Below are 23,051 nucleotides of genomic sequence, written 5' to 3'. Positions count from 1 at the left end.
CACCAGGCACCAACCGAGGTGACAACGAGGAGACGACTAGCACGTGTCTCCCAGGAAGTCGGTGGCGATCTCCGCTCCCAGTAGGCCGGCGAGGGCGTCGGGGTAGAGCGGGATTGCAGGTTCAGCGGGTGATCGCCAGACGCCGGTGACGTTGGGCTGGTCGAGGCAGGCTATGCGGTCCCGTTCGTAGTCCGCCGGGTGGACAAGCTGGGCGTCGAACACGAGAACGATCTCGTGACCCGGTTGACCGGCGTAGGTGAAGAGGTTCTCGAGTGCACCGAGGTGGCGACCAACCGTGATCGCGAGCCCGTACTCCTCGAGAAACTCGCGCTCGAGGGTCCGCGAGGCGCGCTCGCCGAACTCGATGCCCCCGCCGGCCGGCCGGTGGAATGTCCGTCCCGTTCTGGGTTCGACGACCTCATCGACGAAGAGCTGCCGGGTTTCGGGGCGACGGATCACTGCGAGGGCGATAGCTCGGACGCTTGGCACGTACGGAAAGTAGCGTGCGGCAGCGCGCCATCTTGGTCAGCCGGTGGATTCGTTCTCGCCGGGGGCTGAGCGTGAGCGCGCCGCCACGGGACTCTTCATGGCCAGTTTGCCGACACCAGATATAGGGATGTGTCGGAGAGGCGCCGTCGGCGAGCATGGCGCACGTGACGACCGCTGAAGCTGCCGACGGCCCGTTCCCGCTCGTCGAGCTCTGCGACGGTGTCGTCACGCTGCGGTGCCTGGAGCCGTCCGACTCGGCCGCGATGCTCGACGGAGAGGACGACGGTCAGGTCCGCTGGCTCAACGAGGGGCACCGCTCAGAGCCGGTGAGGCAAGCGGTCTGGATCGCCAAGAACCAGCGGGAGTGGCAGACGGGTGGCCCGCGCCGGCACTTCGGAATACGTGACCAGGCCTCCGGGGAGCTGGCGGGAACGGTCGAGGCTCACCTCGCGCTGCCGGGCCTTGCCCCGGGCACGGTCAACCTGTCGTACGCGGTGTTCCCAGCGTGGCGCGGGCGGGGATTTGCGGCGCGCGCCATCGACCTGGTGTGCGAGTGGCTGACCATCGCTACCGACGCGGACACCGTCGTGCTACGGATCGACGCTGCGAACACGCCGTCGTTGCGCGTCGCGCGGGAGGCCGGCTGCGTGCCCGGTGGCACCGGCCGAGACGGGCTGCTGCACCACGTCCGTCCCCTGAGATAGCACAGCGCCGGGCGATCGGGGCGCTGTGGTGACMGCCCTGCCGGGCAGGTCACGCACGCCCTGCGCCGATGCGGCTGGCGCGGCCGTGCGCGACCCTGCTCACCGACGTGCCCCGCGGACACCTCCCCACCGGCCGGGCGGGCGGGCGTTCACCGACTGGCGGGCGCGGTCGATGTCGTCGGGGTCCGAGGGCGTCGGGGTGATCTCACCCGTCGAGGGGTGTCGTCCGGGAAGACGCGACCCGTGCTCCCGACGACCTGCTCGGCCACCAGCTCTGTACCGCCGGCCGGGCCGTCACCAGCCGACGCCCGGGAGCCGAGAACCGGCGACCAGCCATGAGGTGATCGTCTGGGCCCAGTGGTCCTCGCCGGCAGGTGCGGGCTCCGGCGCGAGCACCAAGGAGGAACCCGTGGCCAGGTCGTGCGCGGTCACCTCCGCCGCCAGCGACATCCCGCACGCTTCCGTGTTCCCGGAGTAGGCGACGTCGCCGACCGCGACACGCCACGTGTCATCGTCCGGGCCGGGCCGCAGCTCCTTGAGTGTGGTGAGGCTGTGGCCGTCCCACATCGAGACTCCTCCAGAGTCGCACGGGTCCCCGGGCCCGGAGTCGACCATCGGGAGCAAGACTCGGTCACCCGACACCGCCATACCGCCCCAACTCCCGGGCACCGGCTCGCCGTCGGCCAGCTCCAGAACGGCCGTGGCGTCCAACGACCCGCCGGACACGTCGAGGCGGTACAACGTCGCGTCCGTGAGCGCGCCCTCGTCGCTCATGACGTCACAGATCGCGAGCAGCGAGTCCCTTCCGGCCCATCCGATGAGGGAGCACCTCTTGCCGTCCACACCGTAGGCATACTCGGCACGCTCTCCCGTGATCACGTCGAGGACGACGAAGGACTTCCCCCCGGCATACCCGCCGTCGGCCCCGACTGCCAACCACCGGCCCGTCGCGTCGAACACGGAAGGGCCGTAGTCCTCGCCCGAGCCCATCGTCGCGATGCGCTCGGGCGCTCCACCGTCGACGATCCGGAACAAGCTAGCGGACTGCGCGGCGCTGTCGAAGGACTCCCAGAGCTCCGCACCGTCCGCGGCTCGCCCGACGTACGACCCGTATCCAGCCTGGTCGAACGGCTCGCCGGGCGTGATCTCGCCGGTCAGCAGGTCGAGAACTGCACGCCCCGTCTCGCCGTCGGAGCTGACGGTCGAGACGAGCGCGGTCGTGCCGCCCGCGTCCCACGACAGGAGGTGCACCCTCGTGTCGAGCGGAAGATCGGTGACGCGGTAGCGGTCACCCGTCGGCGAGACGAGCACCACGGTGTGGACCACCGGGTCGGTCTCGTAGATGTCGTCATCGGGCGACGGGCTCGACGGCGTCGACCGGTAGATCGTCAGGACCCACCCCTGTGTCGTCCGTTCGAGCAGGCCGAAAGGCATTGCCTGGGTCGGCGGCAGGCCAGGGATCTCGTCGAGCACCACGGGCACGGCCGTCTCGCTCGGCATCGGCGTCGGAGTCGTGGTCGGGGTGACAGTCGGTGCCGGAGTGAGCGCGGGGACCGGGGCCTCGTGCCCGCGCAGTCCGAACCAGGACGCCCCTGCGAGGACCCCGGCCACGGCCACAGCACCTCCGGCACGCAGGGTATGCCGCACGGCCCGGGAACGACGCACGCGACGGACGGCGCCATCGAGCGTGCCCGGGCTCGGCTGGATCCCGGCGATCGACTGCTCGCGGGCGACGACATTCGCCTGCATCAGCTCGGTCAGATCACGCACGACGCACCTCCTCGGTCCGGACGAGAACGACGGGGTCGCTGTCGGTGGTCATCGTGCCCAACGCCTTGTTGAGTGCGGCGACGCCGTCGGAGACGTACCGCTTGACGGCGCCCTCGCTCAGTCCCAGCAGCGACGCGGACTCCCGCACCGAGAGGTCGTCGAGATGACGCAGCACCACGCACGCGCGCTGCCGAGGGCTGAGCGCCGCGAGTGCGACCTCCAGTTCGGTGGACAGTGCTTGCTCACCGGGGCCGGGTTGCACGGTTGCTGCCGCGTGGCCGGCGGACGTCCACGCGGAGCGCTCGGTGCCGCGGCGACGGGTGCGGTCGACGAACCGGGACACGATCGCGCGGCGGACGTACTGCTCTGCCTGCCCGATCGAGTCGAACCGCGCCTGGGCGGAGAACGTGGACACCAGCGCCTCCTGGACCAGGTCCTCGGCGTCGGCCCGCGACCGGACCATCAACATCGCCCGCGCGACGAGCGCCGGATAGCGCTCACGCGCCACCTGCTCGAGCATCGGCTCCCATCGTCGGACCATCCGACCTCCCCTCAGCACCCGTAGAACGCATCGGCGTCGGGAATGGTTGGGGTGAGGCGGCGCGGATTCCGGGCGGGTCACGGTGCTGACCCTGAGAGCAGCAGCACGCCCGCGTCGAGGTGCGAGGCCTCTCTGCCCATCCGGGCTGCTCAGAGTGTGCCTGTAGCCGGCTTGGCCAACCACGCGGGATGGCCGTCCGGGCCACCTCTGTGTCAAGTAGCCAAGTGTCGAGCCGCCGGCCGGTGGTCTTCGGCTAGTGGTCGCGGTGGTGCATGCTGCCGGCGTGGCCTACTCGGAGAGCGCGTACGTCGACCTCACGGTCGATGATGCTCGTCGGCAGTGGCTCGATGTCGCTGCGCGACGAGTGCTCCCGCCGGGCGTGAGGCAAGTCCCGTTCGTCCCGGTCGAGACGTTGCTGTGCCTCGCCGCCATGTACGTCATCGACCATTCGCGGTTCGGCAGCGGTAGCGCGGGCCGTGCGCAAGAGCCGGTGCAACAACTGGCCCGCCTGTTCAAGCGCCCACCGACGAGCGTTCTCGCGAAGATGGCCAACCTGGACGGGACCCGTTCGCACGGCGCGAAGAACGACCTTGTCGCGGGGGCGACGCTGCGCTCGGACCCGTGGCGTATGGCTGAGACCTACCGGACCGTGCTCGTTGCGGCGCGGGCCGCAGGCGTCGGACCTGACGTACTGCCCGACTTCCTCGGTCTCGAACACGGTGGAGCGATCGACCTCCTGGGTCAAGACGAGCTCGTAGGGAGCGCCGTGGAATCGGCGCTTGAGCGTGAGCTGGCCTCATGGCTGCGCAAGTCCGACCTGCCGGACCTGACGACCGAGCGGCTGATGTGGGCGTCCGTGCGCGTCGGCCAACATCGGTTTGCGACCGGCGTCCTCGCCAACTGCGATCGCGAGTGTGTGTTCTGCGGCTTCGCGCTGAACGACGCCGGGCCCAGCCTGCTGCGCGCCTCACACATCAAGCCGTGGCGCAGCTCCGACCATCGCGAGCGCCTCGACGTGGCAAATGGGCTAGCCGCCTGTCCGACGCACGACTCAGCCTTCGACGTCGGCCTCATCACGGTCGATGAGCACCTCGTGGTGCGGCGATCGCGCCGGCTCGAGAACGCGATGGTCCGCAACGAGGCGGTCCGGCGAGCGTTCGAGCCCGGCGTGCTACGAGCGTCAATCGCTGCCCCGCAGCGCGCCGTGGACCCCGGGCGCCCATTCATCGACTGGCACCGGGAGTACGTGTTCACGCCGTAGTTGTACTTTGAACGCCGGTGGAACTTCGGGCCCCACCGATCAAAGTCGTTCGCGAGGACTCGTCAATCTGTCCCGCATCTCGACAGTGGTCGAGATGCCCGCCCCAGATAGCCCGAAGATCGGGCGCGGATACTTCAAGTACGACGACGTAGGTGTGTGGCCCGATCGAGCAGCCCAGGGGCGCCCGACCGGGTCGCTGGTCAGACCTCGGGGATCTCGAACGCGTAGGCCTCGCGGGTGATTGCCTCAACGGGAGGGCCGCAGCGCACGCCGGTGTCGAGGGCGTCGATCGCTGCGAGCCGGTCGAGCGTCAGCTCGAAGTCGAAGACGTCAGAGTTTTCCGCGATGCGGGCGGCCTTGGTCGACTTCGGGATTGCGGAGCGGCCTTCCTGGACGTGCCAGCGGACCATCACCTGCGCCGGGGACTTGCCGTGCTGAGTGGCGATCGCCTGGAGTGTCGCGTCGTCCAGGGTGCTCGTCGGTCGGCTCAGGCCGGGCTCTAGATTCGCCGGGCGACGAGCGCGTTCGGGCAGTCCGGCACGTCGACGACGTCGAAGCACTCGGTGGCCGCGACGACGGCGGGGGCACCGTGGTCCCCGGCGTGCTGCACGACGAGCACTCCGCCGGGCCGGAGCAGTCGTGCAGCGGCAGCGACGACGGCGCGCGTGACGTCGAGCCCGTCGGAGCCGCCGCCGTAGAGCGCGAGGTCGGGCTCGTGGTCGCGGAGCTCGGGGTCGTCGGGGAGTGTGTCGGGTGTGAAGTACGGCGGGTTCGCGACGACGACGTCGACGGTGCCGTCGAGCTCGGCGAGCATGGTCGGGTCGTTGACGTCGCCGAGGAGCGTCCGCTGGGTCAGCGTGCCGACCGTGCCGGCGTTGTGCCTGGTCAGCCGCACGGCTTCCGGCGACACGTCGACCGCGACGACCCGCGAGCCAGGGACCTCGACGTCGACGCTCACGCCGATGGCGCCCGACCCGCAGCACAGGTCCACGACGAGCGGCTCCCGACGCGCGGCGACGATCCGTGTGGCTTCATCGATCGCGAGTTGTGCGACGGCCTCAGACTCCCGGCGCGGCACGAACACGTCGTCGTCCTCCGACATGGTGAGCGTCACCTGGCGGAACACAGTGGTTCCGATGATCCGCTGGAGTGGCTCACGGTTCTGGCGTCGCTCGACGAGGTCGGGCAGCTCCTCGTGCAGGTCGACGGCACGCTCTTCGTCGACGGCCGGGCCGGTCGGCGGCAGATCGTCCCAGTCGACGAACGGCTCACCGAGCGCGTAGGCGAGCAGTGCCTCGGCGTCCTGCTTGGGCGTTGGCACTCCCGCTTCCGCGAGCAGGTCCGCCACGGAGTCGCGGTACCGCCGCAGGTCGTCCGTGGTCACGGTCTCGGGAGTCTCGACCTCGTTGAACAGCACTCGTCACGCCTTTCCTGTGCCCCGCCGGGCTGCCTCGCGCAGGGTATCCGCGGCGCGGAGCGGGTCCGCGTGCTGGCTACCGCCGTGAGACGGAAGCTCTGAACGTGGCTACGGACGACGCGTGCTCGGTGCGGTCTCGGTAGTGGTCGCTGCCCAGCTGGCCAGCATTCGGATGGCGTCTTCGTCGGGCGAGCCTGCCGGGCTGGTGAAGGTGATGAGAGTCAGGCCAGGGTCGGCGGGCAGGTCGAGGACCTCGAAGTCGAGGTGGAGCTCGCCGACGACGGGGTGGCGGACATGCTTGCGTCCGGTGCGGTGCAGGCGGACGTCGTGGGCAGCCCAGCGGGTGCGGAACGGTGGGCTCTGTGTGCTGAGCTCGCCGACGAGGTCGGTCAGGGCCCGGTCGTAGGGGTCGCGGCCGGCTTCGGTGCGCAGCTGAGAGACGGAGTCGTCGGCGGCGCGGTCCCAGTCGATCCAGAAGTCTCGGGCGCGGTCGTCCAGGAACGTGAAGCGGGCGTGGTTGGCAGGGCTGCCGGCCGGATGGGGTGTGGCGTACACCGGTGAGAACAGGGCGCGGCCGAGGGTGTTGGCGGCGACCAGGTCGAGGCGTCCGTTGTTCACGATGACCGGGACGGTGTCGCCGATGAGGTCGAGCAGGCGCTGCACGCCGGGTCGGATCTGACCGGGCGCCGGCTTGCGGCGTGACCGGGCCGCCGGGCCGGCGGTGCGGGCAAGGTCGGCCAAGTGGGTGCGTTCGGCCTCGTCGAGCTGCAGGGCGCGGGCAAGAGATTCCAGGACACTGTCGGAGACGCCGGCCAGGTTGCCGCGCTCGAGCTGGGCGTAGTACTCGACGCTGACCCCGGCCAGGTCGGCGACCTCGCTGCGCTTGAGGCCGGGCACGCGCCGGTTGCTGGCGAACGCAGTCAGCCCGGCGTCCGCGGGGGTGAGCCGGGCGCGGCGGGTGCGCAGGAAGTCCTTGATCTCGTCGCGGTTGTCCACGTCGCCACCGTACGACCGGCCGGTGGGCACTGGGGTGGGCTGTCGGTACACCCTCCAGCAGTGACTTCTTCGCCTCTCTCGTGGCGGGTTGCATGGCTCGTACCGCTCGGCCTGAACCTCACGACTTGGAGCCACCTTCATGAAGACCGCACACCTGGCAGACCTCGAGGTATCCCGCGTCGGGCTGGGCGCCATGACGATGGCCGGCACGTACACCAGCGAGGGGGCCCTGGACGACACCGAGTCGATCCGCACGATCCACCGCGCACTGGACCTGGGCGTCACCCACATCGACACCGCCGAGATCTACGGACCGTTCCACAGCGAAGAGGTCGTCGGGACGGCTGTCCGGGKCCGCCGCGACGAGGTCGTCATCGCGACCAAGTTCGGGCTCGTCCAGCACACGGGCGGCGAGCCGGTCCCCGGCGTGACCGACAGCAGCCCTGCCACCGTGCGGGCCGCCGTCGAGGGCTCCCTGCGCCGGCTGGGCACCGACCACATCGACCTGTACTACCAGCACCGCGTCGACCCGGCCACGCCCATCGAAGACACCGTCGGGGCGCTGGCCGAGCTCGTCACCGAGGGCAAGATCCGATACATCGGCCTGTCCGAGGCGGGTGCGGACACCATCCGCCGCGCGCACGCCGTGCACCCGCTCACCGCTCTGCAGACCGAGTACTCGCTGTGGACACGGGACGTCGAGGACGAGATCCTGCCGCTGCTGCGTGAGCTCGGCATCGGGTTCGTGCCCTACTCCCCGCTTGGCCACGGCCTGCTCACCGGGCAGATCCGCACCGTGGCCGACTTCGCCGACGACGACTGGCGCAAGACCAACCCCCGCTTCACCGGCGAGAACTTCGCGCGCAACCTCGCGATCGTCGACGAGGTGCGGGCCATCGGCGCAGAGAACGGCGCCACGCCCGCACAGACCGCGCTGGCCTGGCTGCTGAGCCGCGGTGAGGACATCGCCCCGATCCCCGGCACCCGCCGCGTGTCCCGCGTTGAAGAGAACACCGCCGCCGACGCCATCGAGCTGACCCCGGCACAGCTGCACCGCCTCGACAACCTCGAGCCCGCCGCCGGTGAGCGGCACGACGAGGCGAACATGGCCTCGATCGACCGCTGACCTCGAACACATCGATTGCGGCTTGGTCGGCCTCGGTCGCCGACTCGAACGTGGCGTCGAAGTTCCGATTGCCGATGCGCACCCTTTTTGGACTATCCGACCCGCTGGTTCAGCTACCCGAAATGGCCCGGTTCCGGATCGAGCCGGGTGGGCACTGTTCGGTACAGACCCAGGTCGTCGAACGACGCGACGAGTCCCTCGACGTGAGGGCCCCGTGCGAACGCGTCCGCGACCGCCATGACCCTCTCGTCCGACCCTTCGATCGCGACGCCAACCCCGGCGTACTCCAGCATCTCCAGGTCGTTGATGCCGTCTCCGAACGCGATGACATCGCTTCGCTCAGCCGCGAGGTGTCGTTGGACCAGCTCGATCCCGAGGGCCTTGTGGACGTCGACCAGGTACAGCTCGCCGGCAAAGTCGTGGGCCTCGACGATCGAGCTGGGCACGAAACCCACCCTCGGCCCCAGCGAGCTCAGCAGCTCGGTCCACGGTGCCGTTGCCGCCAAGTAGGTGACCTTGGCGAACGAGACCTCCGAAAGGTCCTCGAGCATGCGGAGCGCGCGGAGGAAGTCGTCGGCGCCATGCTGCTCCTGGTCGCCCCCTGGTCCGAGCAGCGCCCTCAACCGGTCGTCTACGCCGGGCGGTCCGTACAGCGCCTCCGGCGCTTCGAGGACGAACGCCGCGTCGTGCTCGACCAGGAGCGACACCACCCGTCTGGCCAGGTCACCAGGGAAGCGGCGATCCATGAGCAGGTTCCCCTCGACCTCGACATAGCACCCGGCCGAGGCGACCAGGCCGTCGAAGCCGACGTCGAGGATGCCGGTCGGCAGCAGCGCCTTGGAGCGGCCGGTGCACAGGAAGACGCGGTGGCCGGCCGCCCTCACGCGGCGCACGGCGTCTTCGTGACCCGGTGGCACCACTCCGTGCACCGCGTAGGTGCCGTCGATGTCGAGGAAGACGAGCTTGCTCCGTACGGGGCTCATGGCTGGCACGGGCCCATGGTCGCAAGAATTCTTCCGACGCCGGACTGTGACCGGCCGGGCTGGGACCACCCGACCGGTCAAGGTACGACGCTCAGCCGCGCCCTATCCGTCGTGCATCTCCACACGCGTGCAGGTCAAGAGGCAGGAGTGAGCTGCCTGTGCGGCTCCTCCCCGGGGGCACCAAAGAGGCCACGAACGCGCGCGGAGCGCGTCGTGACCTCCTGGTGCATTCCGGCGTGATGACGGGAGCGGGTGGGACGAGCCTCTACCGCCGGCGGGAGCTCCCCCCACGTCCCCGCCAGCCGCCGTTCACCGGCGACGAGCCGCCGACTCCTCCCAGGTGCAGCGCGAGGAAGAACAGACCGGCAAACATCAGCGTCTGTGGGGTAAAGGCGTCCCCGAGGTTCGCCTCGAGGAGGTCGAGGAGCAGGGCGAGGGCGAAGATCGCGGCAGCGACGAGCGCGAGCATGGGCACTCCAAGGGAGGGGGGTCCGGCGAGCCTGCCGGAGGGACTGATGCTTCCGGTGATTCGGAAGCACCCGGATCATGGCCCACGGTCACGACGACCGCGAGTTGGAGGAGGGCTCCGAGGGCTCGAGGGACTCAGGCGGGTGGCTCGACGGCAGCGGCCCGGAGCGTGTTCCGCCGGGCCAGTCCCACGAGGGGCGGCCATGTGGCCACGGGTCTCCCGGCGCATGTCGGAGCGCCGGCGATCGTCGGGTGCCGGCTCCCTCACGGTCCTGGGGGCGCGCTGCGACCCGGAGTGAGTCGGTAGTGCGGCGCGGGCTCGTGCCGCCGCGCCGCACCACCGCTCAGTGGTCAGCCGACCGTGTGGCCCGCCTCGTCGGTGACGTCGAGCCCTTCGACGAACCGTGCGGCGACCTCGCCCGTCCAGTGGAGCTCGGGCGGGAGCTGGACCGAGAGGTAGTCCCCGTCGCCCTCGGGCACGAACACCCCGAGGGTCCCGCCGGGCTCGCCGTCCGCGTCGAGCATCTCGTACACGAGCACCTCCTGACCGCCGACCGCGAAGGTCTGCGCCTCGAGGTCGCCGCCCGGCAGCGACTCCGAACCGACCAGGCTTGCGACGATGCGACCCTCGAAGCTGTTCGGGTCCGAGCCGTCGTCGTCGCTGTCGGCGAGCACCAGGCTGCTCCGGTCGGAGAACAGCACGTGCCAGCCCTCGGGGACCTCAGCGATGGTGAACCCCGCGGGCTGCTCGGCCGTGTAGGCGACGAGCTCGGCCGCGGCGGCCGACGGGGTGGTCGAGGTGAGCGGCGCGCCGACCGCGACCGCGGCCGCGAGGACGGCCGCCACGCCGGTGCCGACCAGGCGCGTGCGGCGACGGCGGGCGCGCTGCCCGCGGCTCACGTCGTCGTCGAGCACCGCGGCGGGCGTCGCGTCGACGGTGGCGGTCGCCCGGGACATCAGGGTGGTCAGGTCGCTCATGACAGTCTCCCAGCGGTGAGGGTGGTGTGGGTCGAGGGGATCGGGACGGTGTCGACCTGCGGGCGGCCGGGGTGGTCCGGGCGCGGACCCCGGTCGTCGCGCAGGGCCGGTCCGAGCCGGAGCTTGAGCTTCTCGAGCGCTCGCGCCGTCTGGCTCTTGACCGTCCCCTGGGTGCACCGCAGCGCCTTCGCGGTGTCGGCGACGCTCAGGTCGTGGAAATAGCGCAGCACCACCGTCGCCCGCATCCGGTCCGGCAGCTCGCCGAGCGCTGCGAACAGCAGGCGGGAGTCGTCGTCGACGGCCCCGGTCCCGACGGCCCGGTCGGGCAGCTCCGATCGGAGGTCCTCTCGCTTGCGCCGGCTCGTGCGCATCTCGTCGGTGAACGCGTTGACCAGGACGCGGCGGGCGTACGCGTCGCGGTCCTGCACGTCGCGCAGGCGCGGCCAGGCGAGGTACAGCTTGGTCATCGCGGTCTGGACCACGTCCTCCGCCGTGTGCGGGTCGCCGGCCGTCAGCAGCGTTGCGGTGCGGACCAGCGACTGGCGTCGCTGCGCGGCCCACGCCCGGAAGTCCTCGTCAGATCTCATGGGGTGCTCTCCGTTCCTTCATACCCCTCAGACGCGTCCGGCACGGTGAACGGTTGCACGCCCCACGGCACGGGGGGCGCGGGGACGGCGTTCATCGACGGGCTGCGCGCGCGCTCCACCCTCTCCGTGCCTGGCGGGTTCGGCGCCAGTATCAGCGTCTGCGACTCCGTGCACGTGCGTGGCTACGGACGCGACAGGCAGAACTGCGGGTCTTCGGCCGCTGGCACGAGTGTTCTGGGCCGGGTAGCTGAGGAGAGCCCGCCGGCGGAGCAGCACCGGTTGACGGGCACGACGCCGCCGGGCACCTGACGTGTCGTGCCACGTCAGGTGCCCGGGCGGTACCTCAGAGAGTGATCACGACGGTGGAGATGCTCCGGGCCGGCACGGAGACCGTCACCTGGCTCCCGTTGACGCCCGTCGTCTGGCCGGCGCGGCTGGAGTACCGCGACGTCATGGTCTGCAACGCGGACGCGACGTCCTCGGGCGCCTGGATGACGGCGCCGTTCACGGCGTTGGTCGTGCGGTTGAGGATGACGAGCGTGATCTTGCCGTCGCCCTGGTAGGCCGTGACGTCCAGGGGCGACGCCTTCGAGCTCTCCGTCACGCCGATGCGCTGGTAGCCCGGACGGACGTACTTGGAGTACTGCGAGAACGCCCACCCGCGCTTGAGGACGGCGCCGCCCGTCGTCCCGAACGCCGACTCCCCATCGCCGATGAAGGAGTAGTAGCGCCGTCCGTACCACCAGATGTAGGCGCTCCAGTTCGACTCCATCGTCCGGTTCACCGAGGGCATGATCGTGTCGAGGGTCTCGTTCCACGCGGCGAGGTTGGACGGGTCGCCCCAGATGTTCGAACCGTTGCCGTCGGCCTCGTGGAAGTTCCACTCGGTCATCCACTGGTTCTTGCCGTACTGCGCGGCGAGCGGGTACGCCGAGAGGTTCGGCCCGTTCTCCTGGCCGTAGATGTGGCCGCCGACGTACCCGATGTTGTTGCGGGCGGTCGCGTCGGAGAGCGTGGGGTCGGAGTAGGACCGGTTCGTACCCAGCGACTCGGCGACGAGGAGCTTCGTGTTCTTGATGGTCGCGCCGTAGTCGCGCACGAAGTTGCGCATCGTGTCGCCCGTCCACGCCATCGAGTCGTAGGCCGGGTGCCAGTCGGGCTCGTTCTGGACCGACGTCACGTCGATGGTGACGCCCTGGTTCCTCATGTACTGGACGTAGCTGTTCAGGTGGTTGGCGTAGTCCCCGTAGCGGGAGGTCAGCAGCGTGCCACCGTTGATCCGGCTGTTGTTCGACTTCCAGGCCGCCGGCGCCGTCCACGGTGAGGCAAGGATCTTCACGTCGGAGCCGTAGGACTTCGCCGTCTTCAGCGCACTGACCTGTGCGTTCCACTCGCTCGACACCGGGGATATCCCGGTGCGCACGATCGAGAGGCCGAGCTGGTTGTCKCCCATCCCGACAAGGGTCTGGGTGTCGGTCGTCGACCAGGCGCCGCCCCAGATGGAGACCGCGGCACCGAAGCCATCGATCGTCTGGTACTTGCGGCCAGTGTTCACGGTGATGTCCGCGGCCGCGGCCGTGGCGGTGGGTGTCGGGCTCGGCGTCGCGGTCGGGGTCGCGGTCGGCGTCGGGGTCGGCGTGCTGACCGGGCCGTTGCAGGTCGTCCCGTTGAGGGCGAAGGACGTCGGCGCGGGGTTGGAGCCGGTCAGGCTGCCGTTGAAGCCGAACTGCGTCGTCGCCCCGGTGCCGAGAGAGCCGTTGTACGACGCGTTGCTCGCGGACACCGTCGTGCCGCTCTGGGTGAGGCTCGTGTTCCAGGCCTGGGTCACGGTCTGACCAGCGGAGAAGCTCCAGGTGAGCCGCCAGCTGCTGACGGCGTCACCCAGGTTGGTGATCGTGACGTTGGCACCGAAACCGTTGGACCACTGCGATGAGATGACGTAGTCCACGCGGCACGCGGCCGCAGCGGACGCTACGGGCGCGTCGGCGACTGTTCCCGCCGTGATCAGCGTGGCCGCGGCCAGCACCGCCGGCCAGATCCGGCGCCATCGTTGAGATCTCTGCATGATTGTCCGATCGTCGTGGTGGGTTGATGTGCACCTCGTGTCCCCGCTGGCTGCCGGCGGAGAGGGACCCGGGCGCACCAGGTCGCCGCGGCTGTGATCCCGCGGGGTTGCTCGTGTCCAGAGGTCGGATCCGCTGTGGCGGCCTCGACGCGCTCGACGAGCAGGCCGGCACGCACGCGAGCGAAGGTGACGGGCTCGTCCGCGCCGACCGTGATGCCGGCTCAGCCCATCCGGACCAGCTGCCACTGCTGGTTGGAGCCGTTCCAGTCGGAGTACTGGACGATGTTCCCGCCGTCGGTGGTGGAGGCACCCTGCACCTCGACCGCCTTGCCGCTGTTGCGGCTGATCAGCTGGATGTATCCGTCGATCGTCTGGATGCTGAACTGCTGATTCGCACCGTTGTTGTCGCTCCACTGGGTGATCGCCGCACCGTCGGCTGTTGACTTCGCGGTCACGTCGAGGACCTTGCCCGACAGCCGCGACTTCAGCCGGTAGTAGCCGTTGCCGGAGCTGACGAACTGCCACTGCTGCTGGGTGCCGCTGTTGCGGGACCACTGGGTGATGCGTGCGCCGTCTGCGGTGGACAGGTTGTACACGTCGATGGCCTTGCCGCTGTTGCGGTTGACGAGCGTGTACCAGGCCGAGGTGTCCACCGAACCGGAGCCCCCGGCCGGGTTGCCGATGCTCCCCGGCACAGCACGCAGCGCGGCGAACCAGGTGGCCGCCATCTTGTCGTAGCCCGTCGCGTTGGGGTGCACGCCGTCGGCGAGGTCGGCGGTGGTCAGAGCCCTGTACATGTCGACGAGGTGGACCCGTTGCCCGGCGGCGGCCCTGCTCGACACGATGCCGGGGATGGCGGCGTTGTAGGCCCGGACCTGCGAGTCGGCGAACGACACCGGGATCAGGGTCGCGACGAAGACGTCGGTCTGCGGGGACGTGCTCGTGATCTTGTCGACGACGGCCGCGAGCCGGGCGGGTGCGTTCGCCAGGTCGCGGTTCTGGGTGATGTCGTTGGTGCCGATGTGCAGCAGCACGGTGCGCGGCTGGTACGTGCGCACCCAGTTGACGATGTTGGCGTCGAGCTGGTCGATCCGCCAGCCGGAGTGCCCCTCGTGGTCGTGGTCCCCGAGACTGGCGGGCCCGTTGTAGCCCGACCCCACGAAGTCCGTGGTGTAGCCGTTCTGTGCCAGCCGCTGCCACAGCCCGACGCGGTAGCCGCCTCCTCCGGAGACGCCGACGCCGTCCGTGATCGAGTCGCCCAAGGGCATCACTCGGGTGCCCCCGTTGCTCTCGGCGGAGGCGGGCCCGGACCCGGCCACGACACCTCCAGCCAGTGCGAGGCAGATCGTGACGGCGAGCAGCAGCCGTCGGGCAGTTCGGTGCATGTCGTGTGCCTCCTGGAGATGGCTGCGCGTGACCGTCCGGGCGCGCACCGCAGCACTGCGGTGGTGAGAGCGTCCTGCGACCTCTGGTCGGCGCGCCGTGCGTTCACGGCTTCTGACGTGTTCGGGGTTGGTGACGTCCCTGGCGATGAGATCCCGCCGATGTGAGCGCTAACACGGCGGGATCTGGCCAGTCTGGCACGGGGCTCGCGGGGGGTGTGATCGTCACAAACGATTAGGTTCGGGGCGTGCACAGTGCGGCCCGTCTCGACTCTCGATACGTCCGGATCTCCGCGCGCCGGGGCCCGGGCAGACCAGGTGCTTGAGTCTCAGCCGGTCGTTGCGGGTGGGGTCCACCTGCCGAACCACTGCTCGGTGTCGTACGCCTCGAACCGCTCGACCTCGACGAACCCCAGCCTCGCTGCGAGGCGCATCGACCGCGCGTTCGCAGTCTGGGTGGTGAGTACGACGGCTTCACCGGGGAGTGCGCCGGCGAACCAGCCGAGCACGGCTCGGCACGCCTCGGTGGCGTATCCGCGGCCCCATGCCTCCGGGAGAAGGAGGTACCCGAGGTCCACGTGGCCGGCCGCCGGGCGCACCTCGTAGTCGACGTCTCGGCGTTCGAGCTGGACCGTCCCGACCATCGTTCCGTCGAGGTCGACCACGAAATGACCCGGACGCCCCCGCGGAGTCGCAGGTAGCGCGCGTTCGACCGCCTCACGCGATCGTGCTCCGCCCGTATACGCCCCGACGTCGGGCGAGGTGTAGAGGTCGACGAATGCCGCACGATCGCGCGCCGCCGGGGGGCGGAGCACAAGGCGATCGGTGGCGATCGGTGCCGGTGGGCACGTGACGCGCCCAAGCTCTGCCATGCCCCGACAGTACGGACGCGGCCCTGACAGTGCCTCGACGCAGCGCCTCGATCGGCGGGAGCGCCTTCCGGTGGTGGGTCAGTGCTGGGCGGTGACCATGCTCTCGATCTCCTTCAGAACGAGCTCGGGTCGGTCTTTCAGGACGTCGTGAGAGCTTCCCTCTGCGGTGACCAGCGTGCGGCGGGGCCMGGCCTCGACGAACGAGGCGGCGGCGTCGCGCCAGCGCTGGACGTCTTCGGGGGATCCGTCGAACGGAGTCTTCTCCGAGACGATGACCGTCGCCGGCACCGCGTCCGGCCAGGCGGCCTGGTGGAAGGCGGTGCTCGTCGCGACGAAGCTCTCTGCGGTCGACAGGAGCTGACGGTTCTGCGGATCGTCCGGGTCCTTCTTCGCCGCGTCGAGCTGAGGCTGGCTGAAGGCCACCAGGCGGGCGATCTGCTCGTCGGTGAAGAGGGGCGGAAGGTTGGCGTCGACCAGGACCGCACCGGAGAGCAGCGCCGGGTTGTCCTGGGCGAAGTAGGTCGCGATCTGACCGGCCTGGGAGTGGGACACCAGGGTCACGTCCTCGGTGACGCCCAGCTGCTCAAGGCCCGCTTCGAGGTCGCTGACGGCACTCTCGACCTGCCACGGGCCCGGCACGACATCGCTCTTGCCGAGACCGGATCGGTCGTAGGTGATGACGGTGGCGCCCGTGGCTTCGTGCAGCTCCGGGACGAGGCTCTTCCAGTAGGTGGAGTCCTCGCCGCCCCCCGAGTCCAGGACGATCGTGGGGCCGGTTCCCTGCGTGACGTAGAACGCGAGGCGGTGACCGCCGTTGTCGATCATGTGCAGCGCCGCTTCCTCCGGCTGGCCGGTACCGGGCGTCGCGGACAGCGGGGTCCGAGGTTCGGAAGCCGACTGGGCGCCTGTGCAGGCGGTGACGGCGCTTGCCGTCAGGCCCACAAGGATGAGGGCTGACAGGGACCGGCTCGGTGACCGGCGGTGGGGCGTGGTGCGGGACATGACGGATCCTTCGTCGGGGGAAGTGTTCGATGTTCATGGTTCAGTGCGCCGATTCGACAAAGAACCCGGCAAGCACACGGTTCGGTGGTCCAGCAGGCAGGTGTGTGGGCGGTGGGTTGGCCACCGAGGTCGACCGGGGTTGCTCGAGCCGTTGGGTGTGCACCCCGACCATCGCCTGCGCGGCTACGGCCGCACGGTGTGCCTCGCCGCGGCAGCCCACCTCCGGGAGCTCGGCTCGTCGCGTGCGACCGTCTGCACCAACCGGGCCGCCGCGGTTGCCACCTACAGGGCGGCGGGGTACKAACAGCTCTCGGTCAGGTGGGACATGGTTCGGCGTCGACTGCACCGCAGTCCGACGCGATATGGAGGGTGACGTGGTCTCTGCCCAAGCGCTCAGCGAGGCTGATCGGCGCACGGTCGCCGGGTGGGCGGCGGCCTGCGCCGAGCGTGTCCTCCCGTTGTTCGAGTCCGAGGCGCCTGCCGATGATCGGCCGCGCGACGCGATCGCACGTGCCCGGGCGTTCAGCCGCGGCGAGCTGCGTGCCGCCGACGAGATCCGCCAGCGTTTCGTCGCAGGCCGTGCAGCGGGTGCCGTCAGCTCCCCGGCGGCTGTTGCCGCGGCCAGGGCAGCGGCGCAGGCCTCCGGTGTCGCCCACATGGGTGCGCACGCCCTGGGGGCCGCCGCGTACGCCGCGAAGGCTGCCGGCCTCGGGGCGCCCGACCGCGAGGAGGCGGTCGGCGACGAAGTGCGCTGGCAGCTCCAGCACATGACGGTGGCTGCGCGGGAGGCGCTGCGACGCCTGCCCCTGCTGGGTGAGGACCCGGCCGGCCCGCTCGGCTCCGGGCTGCTCGCGTCCGGTGTCCTCGGGACCGTCATCCGGGAGATCCAGGCAGCGCTGGCCGGCTAGATGCGGATCCCGCAGGGCGTCACCCCTGAGGGCCTTGACGTGGCACTCGCCCGACCTCCAGCATGAGGAAACTGGAATCGGTTCCAACTATTTCCAGTCCAGTCCACAACGCCGCACCCGGGGTGACACCGGGCCGACGCGACGCACCCGTACCGATGGAGGAACACATGCGCTCAATGGCGACGCATCATCACCGCTCCACGCTCCACCGCTGGCTCCTGGTCGCGGCACTGGTGGTCGGCATCTCGGCCAGCCCAGCGCTCGTCCTGCCCGCCCAGGCGGCCGGTGGCAGCTTCGTCGACAACCTTGACAGCGCCAACTCCCGTTGGGCCAAGGCCGACGGGTACAGCAACGGCTCGATGTTCAACACCGGCTGGCGCGCGGACCACGTCTGGCACAGCGGCGGCGTCATGGGGCTGAACCTCAACACCACCCCGTGCCCCAACGGCTGCTCCGGCAAGCCGTACGCCTCGGGTGAGTACCGCACCACCGACACGTACTCGTACGGGCGCTACGAGGTGCGCATGAAGGCCGCCTCGGGCGGTGCCGGCACCGTCAGCTCGTTCTTCACGTACACCGGACCGAGCGACGGCCAGCCCTGGGACGAGATCGACGTCGAGATCCTGGGCAAGAACACCTGGCAGATGCAGACCAACTACTTCACGAACGGCGTCGGCGGGCACGAGAAGGTGATCAACCTCGGGTTCGACGCCGCTGCCGGCTACCACAACTACGCCTTCGAGTGGTGGAACGGCGGCACCATCAACTGGTTCGTCGACGGCCGCCTGGTCCACCAGGAGAACGGCTCCCGGGGGCGGCTCCCCACCCACCCGGGGCGCATCATGATGAACCTGTGGCCCGGGACCGGTGTCGACAGCTGGCTCGGACGGTTCACCTACTCGGGGCAGCGCACCGCGACCTACGACTGGGTGAAGTACACCAGGTACTGATCACGGTCGGGCTCGTCGAGCGCCCGGCGCGACGATCAGGTCGCGCCGGGCGCGGAGCCGCGGACGACCAGCCGGGTGGGCAGGATGATCGGGGTCGGGGAGTCCCCGTCGATGAGGCGGACCAGCATCGTGGCCATCTCGTGGCCGAGCCCGCGGATCGGCTGGCGGACTGTCGTGAGCGCCGGCTCGGTGTGGCGCGCGATCTCCAGGTCGTCGAAGCCGACCACCGCGACGTCCTCAGGGACCCGGCGGCCGGCCGCCCTCAGTGCGCGGAGGGCCCCGGACGCCATGTTGTCCGATGCTGCGAACACGCCGTCGATGTCCGGGTGCGCCGCCAGGAGCCGCGTCATCGCTCGGGCACCACCCTCGTAGCTGAAGTCGGAGTGCTCGACCCAGTCCGAGGGAAGCCCCTCCACCGCCAGGGCGTCGGCGAAACCCCGGAGGCGGTCGACCGACGCCTGCAGGTCGTCGGGCCCGGCGATCGTGGCGAGGTGACGACGGCGCGACGACAGCAGGTGCTCGGCGGCCAGGCGCCCGCCCCCTCGGTTGTCGACGTCGACGTACCACCGGGCCTCCGCATCGAACGGACGGCCACCGAGCACCACGGGCAGGTCGGTCGCGGCGGCGACCCGGTTCAGCGGGTCGTCCCTCCGCAAGCCCATCAGCATCACCCCGTCCGACCGGCGCGACCRCAGGAGCCGCTCGAGCCGCGCCCGCCCCCGCTCCGAGGACGTGAGCATCAGCGTCAGGTCCAGCTCCGACCTGTCGAGGGCCGCTGCCACACCCACCAGGACCTGGGAGAAGAACGGATCCCCGAACAGCGCAGGGTCGTCGTTGGAGACCGCGAGGACCACCGACCCGACCGTGCTCGTCGCCAGGGCGCGAGCGGTGGCGTTCGGGACGTACCCGAGCTCGCTCGCCGCGCGCGCGACCGCCTCCCGCTTCGGCGCACTCACGTTGCGGGCGTTGTTCATGGCCCGCGACGCCACGGACCGTGAGACCCCGGCCCGAAGGGCCACCTCGTCGAGCGTCGCCACGTGGGGCGCACGGAGCGAGCCGGGCCCCTCCCGATGACGGTCTCCGGGACCAGCCGCGGTGGGGTCTGCCATGCGGCCGAGCCTACTGGCGCGCCGGTCTGGCCTGCKCTGATGTCAGGGGGCGTCGCGCAGGGAGCGCTCGGTCACGCGCCGCCTGCCCGGTGGTCGCACCCGCCACCGTCCCGACGCACGCCCGGAGCGAGGTGAACATCCGTCCAAAGTCACCGTCTCGGGGCGTTGACGTGTTGGTCCCGCTATGCGCAGAATGACTGGAAATATGTGGGAGCGGTCCCACTTTGCCGGTCAACGACGACTCAGGAGAGACATGTCCCGCACCCGCGCCCCGATGCGCCGCACGGCGCTGGCATCGACCGCGACACTGGCGGTCACGCTGACGATGCTCGCCCCCGCCTACGCGGCACCGCCCGCCCCCGCACCACAGCCCGCCCCGCAGACGGGCTCGACGTTCTACACCAACCCGCACAGCACGACCCTGCAGGCCGCCCAGTCGCTCACCGGGCAGGCGCGTGCCGACGCCCAGCTGCTCGGCAGCGTCCCGTCGGCGGACTGGTTCACCGGCGGTACGCCGCAGGAGGTGCGCGCCGACGTCGACGGGCTCGTCACGGCCGCGTCGAAGGCCGGTCAGCTGCCGGTGCTGGTCGCGTACAACCTGCCGTTCCGCGACTGTGCGCAGTACTCCGCGGGCGGGGCCGCGGACACGGCGGCCTACGCGGCGTGGGTCGACGGATTCGCCGCGGGGATCGGCAGCCGGCCAGCGACCGTCATCCTCGAACCCGACGGCCTCGGGATCATCCCCCACTACACCAACCTCGACGGCTCGATGGACTGGTGCCAGCCGGCCGAGACCGACCCCGCGACGGCCACGGCGAACCGCTTCGAGCAGCTGAACCACGCCGTGGACGCCCTTGCCGCCCTGCCGAACGTGAAGGTCTACCTCGACGGCACCTCGTCGGCGTGGTTGAACGTCGGCGAGATCAGCGACCGCCTGGTCAAGGCCGGCGTGCAGAAGGCCACGGGGTTCTTCCTGAACGCCTCGAACTACCAGTTCACCGAGAACGGCACGGCCTACGGAACCTGGGTCTCGTCGTGCATCGCCTACGCCACCGAGGTCGTTCCCGGCGACTACGCCAGCTGCGGGAACCAGTACTGGAACGGCGGGCCGGCCAACAACTGGCAGGGCGTCGCGATGTCGCAGTACGGCCGATGGTCGCCGGACGCGACCGATCCTGCGCTGAGCACCGCGGGGGTCGACTCTCGCTACGCCTCGATCCTCGGGGGCGTCCAGCCGACCGCCACGTTCGTCATCGACACGAGCCGCAACGCGGTGGGGCCGTGGCAGTACCCGCCGGACGTCTACCCGGCGCACGAGGACTGGTGCAACCCGCCCGACCGCGGGCTCGGCGTCCGCCCGACGGCCTCGACCGGTTCTGCGCTCGTCGACGCCTACCTGTGGATCAAGGTGCCCGGTGAGTCCGACGGGCAGTGCTTCCGCGGCACGGCCGGCCCGCTCGACCCTGAGCGTGGCATCGCCGACCCTGCGGCTGGTCAGTGGTTCACCCAGCAGGCGCGCGAGCTCATCGCCCTCGCCGTCCCGGCGCTGAACCCGCTCACCTGCAACGTCAAGATGATCGGCACCAGCGTCGGCGGCCCGAAGAAGCGCGGCTTCGTCGCTGCCCTCACGGTGGAGAACCGTGGGACGCAGCGACTGAGCCCGTGGCACCTGTCGTGGGAGTTCGAGGGCGACCAGCGGGTCAAGACGGTCGTCGGCGGCTCGTTCGTGCAGTCCGGCAACGCGGTCACGGTCACGGCGCCCCGAGTGCTGCCGACCCTGGCGCCGGGCAAGAAGGCCACCCTGGTCGTCACCGGAACGGGTGCCGCGCAGGCGCCGCTGCAGTTCCGGCTCGACGGCCAGGCCTGCACCTCCTAGCGGTCGCCGCACACCGAGGGGCCGGCTCCGTGCAACCGGCCCCTCGGCGCTGTTCGTGCCGCGTGATCGCTGGCTTGCTCGGGTCCTCGAGCGGGGTGACGAGAGCCGGAGACGACCTTGCTGATCCGACCTGAACGCCCCGACGATGTCGACGCCATCGATCGGTCGCCTGGCCTCAGGCGATCGCTCCAGCGAGGGATGGCAGCCGCTTGGTCACGATGCATCAAGCCCGCTGGCAGAGCCTGTGCGCACGGCGTACCCCTCGCCGTCGCACGTCGCGCTCTCCGGTGGCGGACGGTGGCGGCGCCGCGCCGACGCAGCTTCGTCGGACGCCGCGGGCTGGGCACCCTTGCCGCGCTCCCGACAGCTCGTGCGTCGCCGACGTCCGGATGGCGCTGGAGCGTGCGCGCGCCGACGATGGGACCGACCTGGTTCGCGACGGTCCGGGCTCGGCAGGAAGGGCGATCATGAGCGACTCACCGCAGGACCCGGACGCCCCGCAGGAAGGCGGCTACGGGTACCCGACCCTCGAGCAGGAGGTCACCCCGGAGGTGCTGGAGGCGGGTGCCGAGGCCTCAGGCGACTCCGCGCCCGACGGCACCGAGCCCGCCGAGGACAGCGGTGGTGGCGACGGGCCGACGCCGGGCGAGCTCGTGGACGACCCGTCGGCGGTCGAGCCCACCGACTGATCCACTCGTGGGCCGTCCGTCGGCGCGGACTCGCCGTCCACCGACACCGGAGGTGCGGCGTCACCCGCCGTGACCTCGGCTGCCGGCCGGTCCGCAGGAGCCAGCCGGGCTGTTCGGGCTGCCTAGTTCATCGACCCGACTTGTCTGGAAGCCGGAAGCCGCAGAGGCGGCGGCCAGCAGTGCTCGACGAGGGAGCGTCACCACGGGCCCACCAGATCCGGTGCGGGTGCCCGGCCCAGGAGCCAAGCGAGGAGCTCGGCGTGGCTGGCCCGGTCGGGCAGCGCGTGGAGACGCTTCGGCAGTTCGACCTCGACGAGGATCGAGGGCCAGTCGGACGGGTGATGACCGATCTCGAGATCCACATGGTGGACCTCGACGTTCCGCAGGTGGTGGCCAATGATCTCGACCATCGTCCGTGGGCCGGCGGCCATGATCCCCTGCCGGTCCCAGTGAGCCTCCTCCAGTGCCGCCCACGCGGCCTCGAGGAGCTGCAGGGAGTCGACCAGGTCGGCGCGGAGCTCAGCTGCGGGGCGGCCGGCACCTACCTCCGCTGCTTGGTCCACGTCGTACCCGTCCGGGTGGACCCAGCGGACCTCACCGACCGAAGCGCCCTCGAGGAGCACCACGTGGGCCCGGGCCTTGTTCGCGATGTGCGTCACCACGTGGCCCCGCGAGTAGCAGGGCAGCAGGCTCGGCGCACGAAAATCGTCGTCGGTGAGCGGTACAAGGCTTTCCAGCAGAAGCTGATGGCTCGTGCGGCACGCGTCGATGGTCGCGATCGGCTTCATCGCGCAACCGTAACCACGGTGCCCTGCGCCCAGCTGTCGAAGCCGTGCACATCGTGCCGTGCGAGTCCGGTGCGGCATCCGCGACGCCGC

General features: G+C 70.4%; 24 protein-coding genes. 8 read left to right on the top strand and 16 right to left on the bottom strand.

The window, feature by feature from the left end; genetic code table 11:
* Positions 1-36: 36 nt before the first annotated feature.
* The gene (locus ACXJKF_RS02170) at positions 37-489 is read right to left on the bottom strand and encodes an NUDIX hydrolase (protein ID WP_456786104.1); all 453 of its coding nucleotides are present in this window, start codon (positions 487-489) and stop codon (positions 37-39) included.
* 164 nt (positions 490-653) lie between these two features.
* On the opposite strand from ACXJKF_RS02170, the gene ACXJKF_RS02165 reads away from it, so the two are divergent.
* Complete coding sequence (locus ACXJKF_RS02165) at positions 654-1,193, top strand: GNAT family N-acetyltransferase (RefSeq protein WP_456786103.1); 540 nt, start codon at positions 654-656, stop codon at positions 1,191-1,193.
* Positions 1,194-1,487: 294 nt separating this feature from the next.
* On the opposite strand, the gene ACXJKF_RS02160 is transcribed toward ACXJKF_RS02165, so the two are convergent.
* The gene (locus ACXJKF_RS02160) at positions 1,488-2,963 is read right to left on the bottom strand and encodes a hypothetical protein (RefSeq protein ID WP_456786102.1); all 1,476 of its coding nucleotides are present in this window, start codon (positions 2,961-2,963) and stop codon (positions 1,488-1,490) included.
* Positions 2,956-3,504 (bottom strand): RNA polymerase sigma factor, encoded by a 549-nt coding sequence (locus tag ACXJKF_RS02155; protein WP_456786101.1) that lies wholly within the window; start codon positions 3,502-3,504, stop codon positions 2,956-2,958. Before ACXJKF_RS02155 ends, ACXJKF_RS02160 begins: the two co-directional genes overlap by 8 nt.
* 283 nt (positions 3,505-3,787) lie before the next feature.
* On the opposite strand from ACXJKF_RS02155, the gene ACXJKF_RS02150 reads away from it, so the two are divergent.
* Entirely contained in the window at positions 3,788-4,765 is a 978-nt protein-coding gene (locus ACXJKF_RS02150; RefSeq protein ID WP_456786100.1) for an HNH endonuclease, read from the top strand.
* A 200-nt stretch (positions 4,766-4,965) separates the two neighbouring features.
* Here the strand turns inward: ACXJKF_RS02150 and ACXJKF_RS02145 are convergent, their stop codons facing one another.
* The 3 genes from ACXJKF_RS02145 to ACXJKF_RS02135 form a co-directional block, all read right to left on the bottom strand.
* On the bottom strand, positions 4,966-5,325 hold the full coding sequence (locus ACXJKF_RS02145; protein ID WP_456786099.1) for an aldo/keto reductase: 360 nt from the start codon (positions 5,323-5,325) through the stop codon (positions 4,966-4,968).
* Entirely contained in the window at positions 5,265-6,182 is a 918-nt protein-coding gene (locus ACXJKF_RS02140) for a N5-glutamine methyltransferase family protein (protein WP_456786098.1), read from the bottom strand. The genes ACXJKF_RS02145 and ACXJKF_RS02140 overlap by 61 nt, the downstream gene beginning before the upstream one ends.
* A 108-nt stretch (positions 6,183-6,290) precedes the next feature.
* Positions 6,291-7,178 carry a helix-turn-helix domain-containing protein gene (locus ACXJKF_RS02135; protein ID WP_456786097.1) on the bottom strand — a complete coding sequence of 296 codons (888 nt, stop codon included), beginning with the start codon at positions 7,176-7,178 and terminating at the stop codon, positions 6,291-6,293.
* A gap of 139 nt (positions 7,179-7,317) precedes the next feature.
* Between ACXJKF_RS02135 and ACXJKF_RS02130 the strand changes: the two genes are divergently transcribed.
* Positions 7,318-8,304 carry an aldo/keto reductase gene (locus ACXJKF_RS02130; RefSeq protein ID WP_456786096.1) on the top strand — a complete coding sequence of 329 codons (987 nt, stop codon included), beginning with the start codon at positions 7,318-7,320 and terminating at the stop codon, positions 8,302-8,304.
* Between the two features lie 113 nt (positions 8,305-8,417).
* Here the strand turns inward: ACXJKF_RS02130 and ACXJKF_RS02125 are convergent, their stop codons facing one another.
* From ACXJKF_RS02125 to ACXJKF_RS02090, 8 genes are all read right to left on the bottom strand, one after another.
* Positions 8,418-9,368, bottom strand: a complete 951-nt coding sequence (locus ACXJKF_RS02125; RefSeq protein WP_456786095.1) for an HAD hydrolase family protein — start codon at positions 9,366-9,368, stop codon at positions 8,418-8,420.
* A 184-nt stretch (positions 9,369-9,552) separates the two neighbouring features.
* Positions 9,553-9,756 (bottom strand): hypothetical protein, encoded by a 204-nt coding sequence (locus tag ACXJKF_RS02120; RefSeq protein WP_307490192.1) that lies wholly within the window; start codon positions 9,754-9,756, stop codon positions 9,553-9,555.
* A 350-nt stretch (positions 9,757-10,106) separates the two neighbouring features.
* Positions 10,107-10,733, bottom strand: coding sequence for a hypothetical protein (locus ACXJKF_RS02115; RefSeq protein WP_456786094.1), 627 nt, complete (start codon positions 10,731-10,733; stop codon positions 10,107-10,109).
* Positions 10,730-11,320, bottom strand: a complete 591-nt coding sequence (locus ACXJKF_RS02110; protein ID WP_456786093.1) for a SigE family RNA polymerase sigma factor — start codon at positions 11,318-11,320, stop codon at positions 10,730-10,732. Before ACXJKF_RS02110 ends, ACXJKF_RS02115 begins: the two co-directional genes overlap by 4 nt.
* Positions 11,321-11,663: 343 nt before the next feature.
* Entirely contained in the window at positions 11,664-13,385 is a 1,722-nt protein-coding gene (locus ACXJKF_RS02105) for a cellulose binding domain-containing protein (protein ID WP_456786092.1), read from the bottom strand.
* 221 nt (positions 13,386-13,606) lie between these two features.
* Entirely contained in the window at positions 13,607-14,770 is a 1,164-nt protein-coding gene (locus ACXJKF_RS02100; protein WP_456786091.1) for an RICIN domain-containing protein, read from the bottom strand.
* 326 nt (positions 14,771-15,096) lie between these two features.
* Complete coding sequence (locus ACXJKF_RS02095; RefSeq protein WP_456786090.1) at positions 15,097-15,639, bottom strand: GNAT family N-acetyltransferase; 543 nt, start codon at positions 15,637-15,639, stop codon at positions 15,097-15,099.
* A 78-nt stretch (positions 15,640-15,717) separates the two neighbouring features.
* On the bottom strand, positions 15,718-16,464 hold the full coding sequence (locus ACXJKF_RS02090) for an alpha/beta fold hydrolase (RefSeq protein WP_456786089.1): 747 nt from the start codon (positions 16,462-16,464) through the stop codon (positions 15,718-15,720).
* On the opposite strand from ACXJKF_RS02090, the gene ACXJKF_RS02085 reads away from it, so the two are divergent.
* The 3 genes from ACXJKF_RS02085 to bglS all read left to right on the top strand — a co-directional run bounded on the left by ACXJKF_RS02085 (position 16,463) and on the right by bglS (position 18,499).
* Positions 16,463-17,014, top strand: a complete 552-nt coding sequence (locus tag ACXJKF_RS02085; protein WP_456786338.1) for a GNAT family N-acetyltransferase — start codon at positions 16,463-16,465, stop codon at positions 17,012-17,014. The two genes, ACXJKF_RS02090 and ACXJKF_RS02085, sit on opposite strands and share 2 nt — an antisense overlap.
* Position 17,015: 1 nt before the next feature.
* Positions 17,016-17,549, top strand: a complete 534-nt coding sequence (locus tag ACXJKF_RS02080) for a putative immunity protein (protein ID WP_456786088.1) — start codon at positions 17,016-17,018, stop codon at positions 17,547-17,549.
* A 167-nt stretch (positions 17,550-17,716) separates the two neighbouring features.
* Entirely contained in the window at positions 17,717-18,499 is a 783-nt protein-coding gene (bglS, locus tag ACXJKF_RS02075; protein ID WP_456786087.1) for a beta-glucanase, read from the top strand.
* A gap of 35 nt (positions 18,500-18,534) precedes the next feature.
* Here the strand turns inward: bglS and ACXJKF_RS02070 are convergent, their stop codons facing one another.
* Positions 18,535-19,608 (bottom strand): LacI family DNA-binding transcriptional regulator, encoded by a 1,074-nt coding sequence (locus tag ACXJKF_RS02070; RefSeq protein ID WP_456786086.1) that lies wholly within the window; start codon positions 19,606-19,608, stop codon positions 18,535-18,537.
* A gap of 253 nt (positions 19,609-19,861) precedes the next feature.
* Here ACXJKF_RS02070 and ACXJKF_RS02065 point away from each other — a divergent pair, with 253 nt between their 5' ends.
* Complete coding sequence (locus ACXJKF_RS02065) at positions 19,862-21,484, top strand: glycoside hydrolase family 6 protein (protein ID WP_456786085.1); 1,623 nt, start codon at positions 19,862-19,864, stop codon at positions 21,482-21,484.
* A 467-nt stretch (positions 21,485-21,951) separates the two neighbouring features.
* Entirely contained in the window at positions 21,952-22,173 is a 222-nt protein-coding gene (locus tag ACXJKF_RS02060; RefSeq protein ID WP_456786084.1) for a hypothetical protein, read from the top strand.
* Between the two features lie 197 nt (positions 22,174-22,370).
* Here ACXJKF_RS02060 and ACXJKF_RS02055 read toward each other — a convergent pair whose 3' ends face one another.
* Positions 22,371-22,961: a maleylpyruvate isomerase N-terminal domain-containing protein gene (locus ACXJKF_RS02055; protein WP_456786083.1), complete on the bottom strand. Its 591-nt coding sequence runs from the start codon at positions 22,959-22,961 to the stop codon at positions 22,371-22,373.
* Positions 22,962-23,051: the final 90 nt, after the last annotated feature.

The organism is Cellulomonas sp. P5_C5 (genome assembly GCF_054049655.1).
The sequence above is the reverse complement of the archived record's forward strand: the minus strand, read 5'-3'. Positions and strand labels throughout refer to the sequence as shown.